Annotated in this window: 11 protein-coding genes and 1 pseudogene; 3 read left to right on the top strand and 9 right to left on the bottom strand. The window is 69.2% G+C overall.

From position 1 onward, the window contains the following. Nucleotides 1-1,005, bottom strand: a pseudogene (locus AOK17_RS38120) (ATP-binding protein); the annotation flags it as partial. A gap of 359 nt (nt 1,006-1,364) precedes the next feature. Here AOK17_RS38120 and gabT point away from each other — a divergent pair. Beyond that, nucleotides 1,365-2,699 (top strand): 4-aminobutyrate--2-oxoglutarate transaminase, encoded by a 1,335-nt coding sequence (gene gabT, locus AOK17_RS38115; protein ID WP_055617192.1) that lies wholly within the window; start codon nt 1,365-1,367, stop codon nt 2,697-2,699. 511 nt (nt 2,700-3,210) lie between these two features. Further along, a complete protein-coding gene (locus AOK17_RS38110; RefSeq protein ID WP_055617191.1) occupies nt 3,211-3,918 on the top strand; it encodes a phosphatase PAP2 family protein in 708 nt (235 codons plus the stop codon). Here the strand turns inward: AOK17_RS38110 and AOK17_RS38105 are convergent. The 8 genes from AOK17_RS38105 to AOK17_RS38070 all read right to left on the bottom strand — a co-directional run bounded on the left by AOK17_RS38105 (nt 3,906) and on the right by AOK17_RS38070 (nt 13,850). Continuing rightward, on the bottom strand, nt 3,906-5,705 hold the full coding sequence (locus tag AOK17_RS38105; protein WP_055617190.1) for a chitinase: 1,800 nt from the start codon (nt 5,703-5,705) through the stop codon (nt 3,906-3,908). The genes AOK17_RS38110 and AOK17_RS38105 overlap by 13 nt on opposite strands. Nucleotides 5,706-5,950: 245 nt before the next feature. After that, nucleotides 5,951-6,403, bottom strand: coding sequence for a bifunctional DNA primase/polymerase (locus tag AOK17_RS38100; protein WP_055617189.1), 453 nt, complete (start codon nt 6,401-6,403; stop codon nt 5,951-5,953). A gap of 117 nt (nt 6,404-6,520) precedes the next feature. Continuing rightward, entirely contained in the window at nt 6,521-7,963 is a 1,443-nt protein-coding gene (locus AOK17_RS38095) for an NAD(P)/FAD-dependent oxidoreductase (protein WP_055617188.1), read from the bottom strand. Nucleotides 7,964-7,992: 29 nt separating this feature from the next. Then, on the bottom strand, nt 7,993-8,793 hold the full coding sequence (locus AOK17_RS38090) for an ABC transporter permease (protein WP_055617187.1): 801 nt from the start codon (nt 8,791-8,793) through the stop codon (nt 7,993-7,995). Further along, a complete protein-coding gene (locus tag AOK17_RS38085; protein WP_055617186.1) occupies nt 8,794-9,723 on the bottom strand; it encodes an ABC transporter permease in 930 nt (309 codons plus the stop codon). After that, a complete protein-coding gene (locus tag AOK17_RS38080; protein WP_055617185.1) occupies nt 9,723-10,874 on the bottom strand; it encodes an ABC transporter ATP-binding protein in 1,152 nt (383 codons plus the stop codon). Before AOK17_RS38080 ends, AOK17_RS38085 begins: the two co-directional genes overlap by 1 nt. A 160-nt stretch (nt 10,875-11,034) precedes the next feature. Further along, nucleotides 11,035-12,279 (bottom strand): polyamine ABC transporter substrate-binding protein, encoded by a 1,245-nt coding sequence (locus tag AOK17_RS38075; protein WP_055617184.1) that lies wholly within the window; start codon nt 12,277-12,279, stop codon nt 11,035-11,037. A gap of 50 nt (nt 12,280-12,329) precedes the next feature. After that, on the bottom strand, nt 12,330-13,850 hold the full coding sequence (locus tag AOK17_RS38070) for a gamma-aminobutyraldehyde dehydrogenase (protein ID WP_055617183.1): 1,521 nt from the start codon (nt 13,848-13,850) through the stop codon (nt 12,330-12,332). A gap of 207 nt (nt 13,851-14,057) precedes the next feature. Between AOK17_RS38070 and AOK17_RS38065 the strand changes: the two genes are divergently transcribed. Continuing rightward, a complete protein-coding gene (locus AOK17_RS38065) occupies nt 14,058-14,615 on the top strand; it encodes a riboflavin biosynthesis intermediates N-glycosidase (protein ID WP_107102603.1) in 558 nt (185 codons plus the stop codon). The last annotated feature ends 235 nt before the right edge of the window (nt 14,616-14,850 follow it).

Below are 14,850 nucleotides of genomic sequence, written 5' to 3'. Positions count from 1 at the left end.
GACGACCACGGCGGCCCGCCCCGCGAGCGCGTGCAGGCACAGCGACTCGGCGAGCGGCCAGACGACCCCGCCCGTCTTGCCGGACCCGGCGGGCCCGACCGCGAGCAGCGAGGTGCCCAGCAGGTCCGGTCCGAGCGCGAGGCCGGTTCCGCGGTAGGAGTACGGGTTCCGCGGGTCGTCGGCGGTCGTGCCGAGCCGTACCTGCCCGGTGACGAGGTCGTGCTTCGCGAGGCGTCCGGGCAGATCCCGCTCCCCGGAGGGGTGCAGACAGGCGGCGGCCCCGTCCTTCAGTACGGCCCCGCTGAAGGTGGCGAGACTGTGCCGCCCGCTCCGCACGCCCTGCCAGGCCCGGGCGATCCTGGCCTGGTCGACATCGCGCATCCGTCCGGCCCGGGCCTCGGCACCGAGCCGCTCGGCGGCGTCGGCGGCTCCGGCGGCGCGGAGCTGGTTCCACTGGGCGGGGTCTTCCTCGGGCGCGGGCGGGCGCTCGCTCACGGGCGCGGCCCGGCGCCAGGCGGGCAGACCGTAGCGTTTCCACAGCTCGCTCCAGCGGCCGAGGCGCCCGACTCCGATCATGATCCCCATGGCGATGGCCACGTAGTAGGCGTAGACGACCACGACGGAACCGAAGCTGTGGGGCTCGGCCCAGGAGTCGGGGATCATCGCGTAGAGCGGCAGCAGCCACCATCCGCCGAGGTATCCGTTCCACAGCAGCGACCAGATCAGCCATCCCACGAGGAACGCGATGAGCGCCCCGCCGATCAGCTGCCGGGCCGGAATCTGCTCGGGCTCCTCATCCGGCCGCGGCACGTGTCCGAAGCGCCACACGCCCGGCGCGGCCTCGGGCCGCGGGGTCCGCAGCCAGGTGAGGAAGGTGGAGCCGTCCGGCGCCGGCGGCATCCCGGGCGCCTGCGCGGGCCGCGGCGGCACCTGGGGCGGTCCCGCCGGCCGCGGCACACGATCGGCGTGCGTGCCCCGTGCGTCCTGCGTGCCGTCGCTGTCCATCGCCTCTGCCACCCCTGACCAGCCGCTCCGTACGTGGTTTGCGAGTCAATCTAACGCCCTCACAAGGGGAGTTCACCGCTTACCGGGCCGGGTACGCGGCGATACGGACACCCCGGCCCCTCGCCGCTCCCCGCCCACGCTATGTCCATGGCGGACAACCGAATCTCCCGACAACGCCCAGATGGAGCATGCCCACCCCCCATTCCCGGCTCTAGCCTGCGAGGAAGGAAGCGGAGCGTCCGAAGAACCCGTTCGCGGACCGTCCGCCACGCCCTTCCCGAAGCCGTTCGGAAGCCAGTTCCGAAGCCCTTCCCAAATACCTTCCCCAAGCCGTTCGCAAGACCCCCAGGGAGCCCCTCATGAGCACACTTCCGCAGGAGCGCCGCGTCGTCACCGCCATTCCCGGTCCGAAGTCGCAGGAACTGCAGGCCCGCCGTCTCGCCGCGGTCGCGGCCGGAGTGGGGTCCGTGCTGCCCGTCTTCACCGCGCGCGCGAGCGGCGGGATCATCGAGGACGTCGACGGGAACCGGCTGATCGACTTCGGTTCCGGCATCGCCGTGACGTCCGTCGGCGCGTCCGCCGAGGCCGTCGTACGCCGGGCCTCCGCCCAGCTCCAGGACTTCACCCACACCTGTTTCATGGTCACGCCGTACGAGGGTTACGTGGCCGTCGCCGAGGCACTGGCCGAGCTGACGCCGGGCGACCACGCCAAGAAGAGCGCCCTCTTCAACTCCGGCGCCGAGGCCGTCGAGAACGCCGTCAAGATCGCGCGGGCGTACACCAAGCGGCAGGCCGTCGTCGTCTTCGACCACGGCTACCACGGGCGTACGAACCTGACGATGGCGCTGACCTCGAAGAACATGCCGTACAAGCACGGCTTCGGCCCGTTCGCGCCCGAGGTCTACCGGGTGCCGGTGGCGTACGGCTACCGCTGGCCGACCGGTGCGGAGAACGCCGGTCCCGAGGCCGCCGCGCAGGCCATCGACCAGATCAGCAAGCAGGTCGGCGCGGACAACGTGGCCGCGATCATCATCGAGCCGCTGCTCGGCGAGGGCGGCTTCATCGAGCCGGCCAAGGGCTTCCTGCCGGCCCTCAGCAAGTTCGCCACCGACAACGGCATCGTCTTCGTCGCGGACGAGATCCAGTCCGGCTTCTGCCGTACGGGCCAGTGGTTCGCGTGCGAGGACGAGGGTGTCGTCCCGGACCTGATCACCACCGCCAAGGGCATCGCGGGCGGTCTGCCGCTCGCCGCCGTCACGGGCCGCGCCGAGATCATGGACGCCGCGCACGCGGGCGGCCTGGGCGGCACCTACGGCGGCAACCCGGTGGCCTGCGCGGGCGCGCTCGGCTCGATCGAGACGATGAAGGAGCTCGACCTCAACGCCAGGGCGAAGAACATCGAGGCCGTCATGAAGGCCCGCCTCGGCGCGATGGCCGAGAAGTTCGACATCATCGGCGACGTCCGGGGCCGCGGCGCGATGATCGCCATCGAGCTGGTCAAGGACCGTACGACCAAGGAGCCGAACGCGGAGGCGACCGCCGCACTCGCCAAGGCGTGCCACCAGGAGGGCCTGCTGGTCCTGACCTGTGGCACCTACGGAAACGTGCTGCGCTTCCTGCCGCCGCTGGTCATCGGCGAGGACCTGCTGAACGAGGGTCTCGACATCATCGAGCAGGCTTTTGCCCGCATCTGAGCGGAGTCTGTCTCATCGGTTCCGGTGTCGCGGCGGTGAGGAGCGGGGCGTGTGAAGAACGTGTGCGAGGTGCATGGCGGGACGCGAATCCACCTGTCGGAGCCCTCGGCCCTGACGTAGGTTCTACCCAGATGAGAGATACACCCCGTCCACAGGGGACTGTGGACGGTACCGGGACGGGGCCTCCCCAGCTTCGCCCTGGGCGTGCCTCGCGCACACAACCGGAGCTTCTGGCTTCGGATCTCCTCACCGATCGGACAGTCGCCCGCCCCAAACCCCCCGGGGCGTGCGACAACCCGATCTGATCGGTTCCACCGAAGGGCTTGCACCTACCCCCCCTGGTGCAAGCCTTTCGGCGCGTTTGCGTGCCTTTTGTTGTGGTGTGGCTGCGGATCGGTGGGGGCCTGTCCCGCCCCGCGGCAGAGCCGCAAATGTCACGGCCCCGCGCCCCTGAAGGGCGCTGGCGCGTCCCCTGGCACCCGGAGCAATCACACCTGGCAGGGTGTCTGACATGGTCAGCGTTCCGGATCCGCAGCAATCGCAGCACGCGCCTTCCCATGCGGACGGTGAGCGGCGTGCTGCGGTGCGGCCTGTCCTGGTCCTCGGGCCGCTCCTTCTCCTCTTCGCCCTCCTGACCTGGCAGGCCGCCGTCGACGGCCCCGTACGCCGTGCCGACGAGCGGCTGGCCGGGGAGATCAGGCACAGCCGCCTCCCTGCCGGTGCCGCCGAGTTCCTCGCGGATCTCGGCAATCTCGCGGTGGCCGTTCCGGTGCTGCTCGCGGTCGTGGTCTACGTGTCCTGGCGGGCTCGGCGCGCGGATCTGCCCCGCTGGTGGGTTCCGTCGCTCGCGGCACTGGTCGCCATGGCCGCCGTACCGGCATTGGTCGTACCTCTGAAGGAAGCGATCGGTCGCACCGGCCCGCCCGGCATGGCCGGTGACGGCTACTACCCCTCGGGCCACACGGCCACGGCCGCCGTCGCCTACGGAGCGGCCGTCCTCCTCCTGCTCCCCTGGCTCAACAGCCGCTACCGCCGCCGCGAACTCGTCATCGGCTGCCTGGTCCTGGTGACGGCGGTCGGCTTCGGCCTGGTCCGCCGCGGCTACCACTGGCCGCTGGACGTGGCGGGGAGCTGGTGTCTGAGCGCCATGCTGCTGCTGGGGCTCGCGATGGTCACGCGCCCCAGCAACAGTAGCGACACGGCTCGTCAGCCGAAGTAACCGTCGAAGTTCCTCGAGAACTCCCACCCCCCGAACCGGTCCCAGTTGATCGACCACGTCATCAGGCCGCGTAGGGCGGGCCAGGTGCCGTGGGTCGTGTAGGAGCCGCAGTTGGTCTTCTTGGTGAGGCAGTCGAGGGCCTTGTTGGTCTCCGAGGACGGGACGTGGCCGTTGCCCGCGTTCGGTGTCGCCGGCATGCCGATGGCGATCTGGTCGGGGCGCAGGGGCGGGAAGACGTTGTTGGTGTCGCCCGCGACCGGGAAGCCCGTGAGGAGCATGTCGGTCATGGCGATGTGGAAGTCGGCGCCGCCCATGGAGTGGTACTGGTTGTCGAGGCCCATGATCGGGCCCGAGTTGTAGTCCTGGACGTGGAGAAGGGTGAGGTCGTCGCGCAGGGCGTGGATGACCGGGAGGTAGGCGCCGGCGCGCGGGTCCTGGCCGCCCCACTTGCCGGTTCCGTAGTACTGGTAGCCGAGTTGGACGAAGAACGTCTCCGGCGCCATCGTCAGGACGAAGTCGGCGCCGTACTTGGCCTTGAGGGTCTTCACGGCCGAGATGAGGTTCACGATCACCGGTGTCTTCGGGTTCTTGAAGTCGGTGTCGTCGGCGTTCAGGGAGAGCGAGTGGCCCTCGAAGTCGATGTCCAGGCCGTCGAGTCCGTACTCGTCGATGATCTTCGAGACCGAGGAGACGAACGTGTCGCGGGCCGCCGTGGTCGTCAGTTGCACCTGGCCGTTCTGGCCGCCGATGGATATCAGGACCTTCTTGCCCGCCGCCTGCTTCGCCTTGATCGCCGCCTTGAACTCGGCGGCGCTCTCGACGTTCGGGCACTCGGTGGCCGGGCAGAGGCTGAAGCGGATGTCGCCGGAGGTGGTCGAGGTGGGTTCGCCGAAGGCCAGGTTGATGACGTCCCAGCTGCCCGGGACGTCGGCCATGCGTGTGTAGCCGGAGCCGTTGGCGAAGCTCGCGTGGAGGTAGCCGATCAGGGCGTGGGCGGGGAGGTCCGCGGGGTCGCCGCCGCCCGGACCGGAGGTCGTGGTCGCCGTGACGGCGGGGGATTTCGCGGACTCGCCCGCCTCGTTGACGGCGGTGATCTGGAAGGAGTACGCGGTGGAGGGGGACAGCCCGGTGACCGTGGCCGACGTGCCGTTCGCCGACTGGACCTTCGTGCCGTTGCGGTGGATCGCGTAGCCCGTCGCGCCGGGGACGGACGGCCAGGACAGGGCGACGCTGGTGGAGGTGACCGTGCCGACCGTGGGGGTGGTGGGTGCGGCGGGCGGTTGTCCGGCGTCGACGCCCGGGCCGACCAGGGAGATGTCGTCGGCGTGATACGCGCCGGTGCCGTACCAGCCGTGGGTGTAGATCGTGACCTTGGAGGTGGACGCGCCGGTGCGGAAGGTCGTGGTGAGCCGTTGCCAGTCCGGCGCGGACTGGGTCCAGGTGGAGACGTCGGTGGTGCCGGTGCCGCTCGCGCCGAGGTAGGCGTAGTCGCCCCGGACGTATCCGGCGAGCGTGTACTGGGAGTCGGGCTTGACGGTCACGGTCTGCGCGCAGCGCGCGTTGTCACTGCCGGCCGGGGTCGCCTTCAGTGCCGAACCACCGCTCCTCACGGGTGAGTTGACCACGCTGCCCGCCGTACAGGTCCAGCCGTCGAGGCCGGCCTCGAACCCGCCGTTCCTGGCGAGGTCCGCGTCTGCCGCACGGGCGGCCGACGAGAGTGCGGTGATGCCGGGTACGGCCAGGACGGTGGCCGCACAGAGGGCTAGGACAGATCTGACGCGATCCACAAGTACCTCCTGGCGTGGGGGAATTGGAGGGTGGAGCGCGCCCAATTTGGTCCAGACCAATCCAGGTTGTCAAGACCTCCGGCGGCTGGCGGCGGTCAACTGCGGCCGGCCGCGGTCAACTCCGGCTTGCCCGTGGACATCGGCTGCCGGCGGCGGTCATCAGCTGCCGCCACGGTGATGAGCGACTGGTCACGGTCATCGGCTGCCCGCCACGGTGATGGACGACTGGTCGCGGTCTTCGGCGGCTAGCCGCGTTCATCGGTCGCCAGACCCGCCGCCGCCTCGTGCATCGCCAGTTCCAGCAGCGTCGGGTCGGTGAGTGTGCCGGAGCCGTCCGGTGGGACCAGCCAGCGGACCCCGCCGGTCGACCTCCCCGGATACGGCACCACGATCCACGTACCGTGTCCCGCCGTGCGCACCCCCGTGCCGAGCCACCGGGCCGCCGTGCCCGGGGGAACGAAGAACCCCATCCGGGCGTCGCCGAAGTCGACGAGCACCGGGCCCGGCTGATCGAGCACCCGGGTCAGCACGTCGAGCGTCGGATAGCCGAGCTCGCCGCGCAGGATGAGTACGTCCCAGGCCCTGCCGGCCGGCAGCAGCGCGACCCCCAGCGGGTTGCGCTCCCATTCCCAGCGGCAGGCCTCTGGATCCGGAGCGACGGATGCCAGCCACTCGACCGCCGTCTTGGCCCCTGTCATGGCGGAACCTCCTTCTTCTCGTGTCGACGCTGGTCGCGTCACAGGAGAGAGGGAGGTTCGGGCCTGGCATTACGCGGGTTCTGACAACTTGTTGAGAGTGAAGCGGGTCACACGGTCTCAGCTGTCGAAGCCGAGCCCCAGCCGGTCCATCGTCTTCAGCCACAGATTGCGCCGACCGCCGTGCGCGTCCGCCCGCGCCAGGGACCACTTGGTGAGCGCGATCCCCGTCCACGCGAACGGCTCCGGCGGGAAGGGCAGCGGCTTCTTGCGGACCATCTCCAGCGACGTACGTTCCGTGCGCTCCCCCGACAGCAGGTCGAGCATCACGTCCGCGCCGAAGCGGGTGGCGCCGACGCCGAGGCCCGTATAGCCCGCCGCGTAGGCCACGCGGCCCTGGTGCGCCGTGCCGAAGAAGGCGGAGAAGCGGGAGCAGGTGTCGATCGCGCCGCCCCACGCGTGGCTGAAGCGGACGCCCTCCAGCTGCGGGAAGCAGGTGAAGAAGTGCCCGGCGAGCTTCGCGTACGTCTGAGGCCGGTCGTCGTACTCGGCGCGCACCCGGCCGCCGTACGGATACACCGCGTCGTAACCGCCCCACAGGATCCGGTTGTCGGCGGACAGCCTGAAGTAGTGGAACTGGTTCGCCGAGTCCCCGAGGCCCTGCCGGTTCTTCCAGCCGATGGAGGCGAGCTGGTCGGCGGTCAGCGGCTCGGTCATCAGCGCGTAGTCGTAGACCGGGACGGTGTACGAGCGCACGCGCCTGACCAGGTTCGGGAAGATGTTCGTGCCGAGGGCGACCCGGCGGGCACGGACACTGCCGTACGGAGTGCGTACGGCCATACCGGCGCCGTACGGCCTGAGGGTGAGCGCGGGCGTGTTCTCGTACACCCGGACACCCAGCTCGACGCAGGCGCGCTTGAGGCCCCAGGCGAGCTTGGCGGGGTGCAGCATGGCGACGCCGCGGCGGTCGTGCAGGCCCCCGAGGAACGTCGGTGAGTCGACCTGTTCCCGTACGGCCTCGGCATCCAGGTAATCGACGCCGTTCGCCAGGCCTCGGCGCTCCAACTCCTCGTACCAGTCGCGGAGTTCGGACGCCTGGTACGGCTCGGTGGCGACGTCGATCTCGCCGGTGCGCTCGAAGTCGCAGTCGAGGGAGTAGCGGGCGACGGTGGCCTCGATGCCGTCGAGATTGCGGGCGCCCAGCTCCTCCAGCTTGTGGATCTCGTCGGGCCAGCGGGTCAGGCCGTTGGACAGGCCGTGGGTGAGGGAGGCGGCGCAGAAACCGCCGTTGCGGCCCGAGGCGGCCCAGCCCGCCTCGCGGCCCTCGACCAGGACGACCTCGCGCCCGGGGTCGCGCTCCTTGGCGAGGAGCGCGGTCCACAGCCCGCTGTAGCCGCCGCCGACGACGAGCAGGTCGCAGGTCTCGGCGGTGGTGAGGGCGGGCTCGGGGCGGGGCTTGCCGGGGTCGTCCAGCCAGTACGAGACCGGCTGGGCGTCCGAAAGCGACTTCGCCCAGTTCTTGTCGCTCTGATTTTTTCTACGGCTCATGGCGCTCGGGGCCATGATTTCAACTCCCAACAGAATTGCTGCGGTTATGCCTTCTGGCGGTTTCGGCGGTTGCCGATGACCATTCCGGCCAGCACGAACAGTACGGCGACGATGAACATGGCCGTACCGATGACATTGATCTGAACGGGTGTTCCGCGCTGGGCCGAGCCCCAGACGAACATGGGGAACGTGACGGTCGAGCCCGCGTTGAAATTGGTGATGATGAAGTCGTCGAAGGAGAGTGCGAAGGCGAGCAGCGCTCCCGCGGCGATTCCGGGGGCGGCGATGGGCAGGGTGACGCGGACGAAGGTCTGCACGGGACCGGCGTACAGGTCCTGGGCGGCCTGCTCCAGCCGTGGGTCCATCGACATGACACGCGCCTTGACGGCGGTGACCACGAAGCTCAGACAGAACATGATGTGGGCGATCAGGATCGTCCAGAAGCCAAGCTGCGCGCCCAGGTTGAGGAAGAGCGTGAGCAGCGAGGCGGCCATCACGACCTCGGGCATCGCCATCGGCAGGAAGATCAGCGAGTTCACGGCGCCGCGCGCCCGGAAGCGGTAGCGGACGAGCGCGAAGGCGATCATCGTGCCGAGGACGGTCGCGCCGAGGGTCGCCCAGGCCGCGATCTGCAGGCTCAGCGAGAGCGAGCCGCACAGGTCCGCGACCCCGCAGGGATCGGTCCAGGCGTCCGTGGAGAACTGCTGCCATTCATAGTTGAAGCGCCCCTTCGGATTGTTGAAGGAGAACACCGTGACGACGATGTTCGGCAGCAGCAGATAACCGAGGGTCAGCAGACCCGCTATGACGACGAGACGGCGCTTCAGCCAGCGTACGAGGGCCATTTAAACCAGATCCTCCGTCCCGGACTTGCGAATGTAGAGGGTGACGATGGCGAGGATCCCGGCCATGAGAATGAACGAGAGCGCCGCGGCCGTCGGATAGTCGAGAATCCGCAGGAACTGCGTCTGGATGACGTTTCCGACCATGCGGGTGTCGGTGGAGCCGAGCAGATCGGCGTTCACGTAGTCGCCGCTCGCCGGGATGAACGTGAGCAACGTCCCGGAGACGACACCGGGCATCGACAGCGGGAAGGTCACCTTGCGGAAGGTCGTGAAGGGCTTCGCGTACAGATCGCCCGCCGCCTCGTGCAGCCGCCCGTCGATCCGCTCCAGGGAGGTGTAGAGCGGCAGGATCATGAACGGCAGGAAGTTGTACGTGAGACCGCAGACCACCGCGAGCGGTGTGGCAAGGACCCGGTCCCCGGCCGTGATGCCGAGCCAGCTGGTGACGTCCAGGACGTGCAGCGTGTTGAGGGCGCCGACGACCGGGCCGCCGTCCGCGAGGATCGTCTTCCAGGCGAGCGTACGGATCAGGAAGCTGGTGAAGAACGGCGCGATCACCAGGATCAGGATCAGGTTGCGCCAGCGGCCCGCGCGGAACGCGATGAGATAGGCGAGCGGATAGCCGAGCAGCAGACACAGGATGGTGGCGGTGCTGGCGTACGCGATGGAGCGCAGGAACTGGGGCCAGTAGTCGGCCACCGCGTCCCAGTAGGTCGCGAAGTGCCAGGTGACCTTGTAGCCCTCCTCCAGGGAGCCCGTCTGCACGGACGTGGAGGCCTGGTAGACCATCGGCAGCGCGAAGAAGACGAGCAGCCAGAGGATGCCGGGGAGCAGCAGCCAGTACGGGGTGAGGCGCCCTCTCTTCCGAGGCGGGCGCTCCTCGGGAGCGGGCGTCGGCGCCAGGGGTGGCGCGTCGGTGACGGTCGTCATCAGGCCGCCTCTTCCTCGACCGTTTCGATCCCGGCGTCGATGTCCTGAGCGGCGTCCAGACCGAAGGTGTGGGCCGGGTTCCAGTGCAGGACGACCTCGGTGCCGGGCACCAGCCGGGGGTCGCGGTCTATGTTCTGGGCGTAGACCTCGAACTCGGGACAGACCGGGCTGTCGATGACGTACTGCGTGGAGACGCCGATGAAGCTGGAGTCGGCGATCGTGCCGGTGATGCGGTTGCGGCCCACCGGGATCTCGCCCGCGTCGTCGGCGTGCGTGAGCGAGATCTTCTCGGGGCGTACGCCGACGAGGACCTTGCCGCCGGTCGTCGTGGGCGCGGAACACCGCGCGGCGGGCAGGACGAGCTTGCCGCCGCCCGCCTTCAGGACGATGTCGTCGCCGGACTTGGTGTCGACCTCGGCCTCGATGAGGTTCGAGGTGCCGAGGAAGTTGGCGACGAAGGTGGTGTTCGGGTTCTCGTAGAGGTCGGCGGGCGAGCCGAGCTGCTCGACGCGGCCCGCGTTCATCACGGCGACCGTGTCGGCCATGGTCATGGCCTCCTCCTGGTCGTGCGTGACGTGCACGAAGGTGATGCCGACCTCGGTCTGGATGCGCTTGAGCTCCAGCTGCATCTGGCGGCGCAGCTTGAGGTCGAGGGCGCCGAGGGGCTCGTCGAGGAGGAGGACCTTGGGGGTGTTGATCAGCGCGCGGGCCACGGCGACGCGCTGCTGCTGGCCGCCGGAGAGCTGGTGCGGCTTCTTGCGGGCCTGCTCGCCGAGCTGGACCAGCTCCAGCATGTCCTCGACCTGCTTCTTCACCGACTTGATGCCGCGCCGGCGCAGACCGAAGGCGACGTTCTCGAAGATGTCGAGGTGCGGGAAGAGCGCGTACGACTGGAAGACGGTGTTCACCGGCCGCTTGTACGGCGGCAGGTTCGTCACGTCCTGGTCGCCGAGCCGGACCGAGCCGGAGGAAGGTTCCTCCAGACCGGCGATCATGCGAAGGGTGGTGGTCTTGCCGCAGCCCGAGGCGCCCAGGAGCGCGAAGAACGAGCCCTGGGGCACGGTCAGGTCGAGCGGGTGGACGGCGGTGAAGGAGCCGTAGGTCTTGCTGATTCCGGAGAGGCGGACGTCGCCGCCGGTGTCGTTCGTCATGGTGTGGTCCCTGGGTGTCGGGGTCGTCTGTGGTCCGGGGGCGGGACACGGAAGCCGTGCCGTACGGGCAGGTCCGCGGTGGAACCGGTGTCTGCCGCCCAGGGCGCCGGGCACCCGCCCGGGCTTGCCTGGACCACCGGATCCGCACCCGCCGGAGGCGTTACGCCCCTGTCAGCTTCGCGAACTTCTCTTCGTAGGCCGTCTCTTCCTTCGTGCTCAGGGAGCGGAAGGAGTGGGACTTGGCCGCCATGGCGGCGTCGGGAATGATCAGCGGGTTGTCCGCCGCCGACTCGTCGATCTTCGCCAGCTCGGCCTTCACGCCGTCGACGGGACAGACGTAGTTGATGTACGCGGCGAGCTGCGCGGCCGGACCGGGCTCGTAGTAGTAGTCGATGAGCCGCTCGGCGTTGGTCTTGTGCCGCGCCTTGTTGGGGACCAGCAGATTGTCCGTGGACGTCAGATAGCCGCTCTCCGGGATGACGAAGTCGACGTCCGGGCTGTCCGCCTTGAGCTGGACGACGTCACCGGCCCAGGCGACACAGGCCGCGAGGTCGCCCTTGGTGAGGTCGGAGGTGTAGTCGTTGCCGGTGAAGCGGCGGATCTGCCCCTGGTCGACGGCCTTCTGGAGGCGGGCGATCGCCGCGTCGAAGTCGTCGTCGCTGAACTTCGCCGGGTCCTTGCCCATGTCGAGCAGCGTCATGCCCATGCTGTCCCGCATCTCCGACAGCAGGCCTATGCGCCCTTTGAGCTTGGGGTTGTCGAGCATGTCGGAGAGGGACTTCACCTCCACGCCGTCCAGCGCCTTCTTGTTGTAGGCGATGACCGTGGAGATACCGGTCCAGGGGTACGAGTACGCCCGTCCCGGGTCCCAGTCCGGCGTACGGAACTGCTGGGAGAGGTTGGCGTAGGCGTGCGGCAGGTTGGAGGCGTTGAGCTTCTGCACCCAGCCGAAGCGGATGAGCCGGGCGGCCAGCCAGTCGGTGACGCAGATCAGGTCGCGGCCGGTGTCCTGGCCCGCCGCGAGCTGCGGCTTGAGCTTCCCGAAGAACTCGACGTTGTCGTTGATGTCCTCGGTGTACTTGACCTTGATGCCGGTGCGTTTGGTGAACTCGTCGAGCGTGGGGTGGTGCTTCTCGCTGTCGTCCACGTCCATGTACTCGGTCCAGTTGGAGAAGCTGATCTGCTTCTCCTTGGCCGAGTGGTCCTCGGACGAGACGCCCGCGGTGTTCTTCGCCGCGGGGATCCCGCAGGCGCTCAGCGTCCCGAGCCCGCCGAGCGCGAGCGCGCCGCCGGTACTCGCGCGCAGCAGCGAACGGCGGGTGAGGGAGGCCCTGCCGTTCCTGAGGCTGCGCCGCATGGCGGCCAGTTGGGCCGGGGACAGGCTGTCGGGCTCGTACTGCTCCATGCTCGTGGTGCCCTTTCGGGAGGGTGCGGCCTGGTCTTGGCCGGTGACGACTAGCGGTCCCCGAAGATCGTGCGGTGCCAGTCCTTCCTGGCCACCGCGGTGTTGTCGAACATGACGTGCTTGATCTGGGTGTACTCCTCGAACGAGTACGAGGACATGTCCTTGCCGAAACCGGACGCCTTGTATCCGCCGTGCGGCATCTCGCTGATGATCGGGATGTGGTCGTTGACCCACACACAGCCCGCCTTGATCTCGCGCGTGGCCCGGTTCGCGCGGTACACGTCACGGGTCCACGCGGAGGCGGCGAGGCCGTACGGGGTGTCGTTGGCGAGCCGGATGCCTTCGTCGTCGCTGTCGAAGGGCAGGACCACGAGAACGGGACCGAAGAGCTCGGACTGCACGATCTCGCTGTCCTGCGCGGCGTCCGCGACCAGGGTGGGCCGGTAGTACGCCCCGTGCTTGAGGTCCTGCGGGATCTCACCGCCGGTGACCACGCGCGCGTAGGAGCGCGCCCGGTCGACGAATCCGGCGACGCGGTCGCGCTGGGCGAACGAGATGAGCGGCCCGAGGTCGGTGTCCGGCGCGAACGGGTCGCCGAGCCGGACGGTCGCCATCAGGTCCGCGGTCCTGGAAACGAACTCTTCGTAGAGGGGCCTTTGCACGTACGCGCGCGTGGCGGCCGTGCAGTCCTGCCCCGTGTTGATGAGGGAGCCCGCCACCGCGCCGTGCACGGCGGCATCCAGATCCGCGTCGTCGAAGACCACGAAGGGCGCCTTGCCCCCGAGCTCCAGGTGAAGCCGCGTGACAGTGGCGGTAGCGATCTCGGCGACGCGCTTACCGACGGCGGTGGACCCGGTGAACGAAGTCATCGCGACGTCGGGATGCCCGACGAGATGCTCGCCGGCGTCCTTGCCGGCCCCGGTGATGATGTTGACGACACCGTCCGGGATGCCCGCCTGGGTGGCCGCCTCGGCGAACAGCAGCGAGGTGAGCGGGGTGAGCTCGGCGGGCTTCAGGACGATGGTGTTGCCCGCGGCGATCGCCGGGAGGACCTTCCAGGCGGCCATCTGGAGGGGGTAGTTCCAGGGCGCGATGGAGCCGACGACACCGATGGGTTCACGGCGTACGTACGAGGTGTGGTCGCCGGAGTACTCACCGGCGGACTGGCCCTGCAGATGCCGGGCGGCACCCGCGAAGAAGGCGGTGTTGTCGATCGTGCCCGGGACGTCGAACTCCCGGGTCAGCTTGATCGGCTTGCCGCACTGGAGTGACTCCGCCTGCGCGAACTCCTCCGCGCGGTCGGCCAGCACGGAGGCGAAGCGGTGCATGGCGTCCGAGCGCTCGCCCGGGGTGGTGGCCGCCCAGCCCGGGAACGCCTCGCGGGCGGCGGCGACCGCCGCGTCCACGTCCACGGTGCTCGCCAGCTCGTACGTGTATACGTCGTCGCCGGTGGCCGGATCGACGACCGCGTGGGTGCGGCCGGACGTGCCCTTCGTCAGCCGGCCCGCGATGTACTGCGCGCCCGCCTCGAAGCGGTCCTGTGCCTGGAAGCGATGGCCCGGATTGTGCATGTCGCTCTCCTCCGCCGTCCTCCCCGTGCACCGGGGGTCGGCGTAGCTCCAGCTCGATTTGAGTGCCGATCCTGACAGAGCAACGGCCCTCCAACAAGTGATTCCGTTGTTGCCTTTTGGTTACGCGACGGAATCTGTCGACCAGGTGTCGAGTTCGCTTGGAAAAGGAGGGACGGAGTGTCAGTGGTTCCTGCCAGACTCGCGTGCATGGGGAAGATCGATTCGCGGGACGCGCTGGTCAGCGCGGTCCGGTCGGGGGCAAAGGTCAAGTACCTCCACTTCTGGGGGCACCGGGCGCGGGCCGACGGGCAGGTGGGGGCGGGCTGTCTGAGCCAGTGGTGGCCGTCGCCGTTCACGGTGGACGGAGTGGAGTACCGGACGGCCGAGCACTGGATGATGGCGCGGAAAGCGCGGCTGTTCGGTGACGAGCGGGCCGAGCGGCTCGCTCTCGACGCGCCGAATCCCGCGCTCGCGAAGAAGGCGGGGCGGCTGGTGCGGGGGTTCGACGAGGCTGTGTGGGAGCAGGAGCGGTTCGGGATCGTCGTGGAGGGAAGCGTGGGGAAGTTCGCCTCGGACGGCGAACTTCGGGCGTTTCTGCTGGGTACGGGGGAGCGGGTGCTTGTTGAGGCCAGTCCTCTTGATCGGGTGTGGGGGATCGGGTTGGCGGCGGACGACGACCGTGCGTTTGATCCTGCGCGGTGGAGGGGGGCGAATCTGCTGGGGTTCGCGTTGATGGAGGCGCGGGGGCGGTTGCGGGCTGCGTGAGGAGTGCGGGTCGTCCTTTGCTGGCCGCGCAGTTCCCCGCGCCCCTTGGCCCCAGGGGCGCGGGTTGGTTGTTGGGTGCAGGTGTTCTGGGGTTGCTCGCGCAGTTCCCCGCGCCCCTAAAAAGCGTGGGGCACCCTGCGCTTTTAGGGGCGCGGGGAACTGCGCACTCAGCAAAGGCCGGCCCGCACCCAATAGACGGCATCAAGCCCGACCCACCTCAGGGGCGCGGGGAACT

Origin of the sequence: Streptomyces phaeochromogenes, assembly GCF_001418655.1 — a bacterium.
GTDB classification, from domain to species: domain Bacteria; phylum Actinomycetota; class Actinomycetes; order Streptomycetales; family Streptomycetaceae; genus Streptomyces; species Streptomyces phaeochromogenes.
This window is presented reverse-complemented; position numbering and strand designations above follow the sequence as displayed.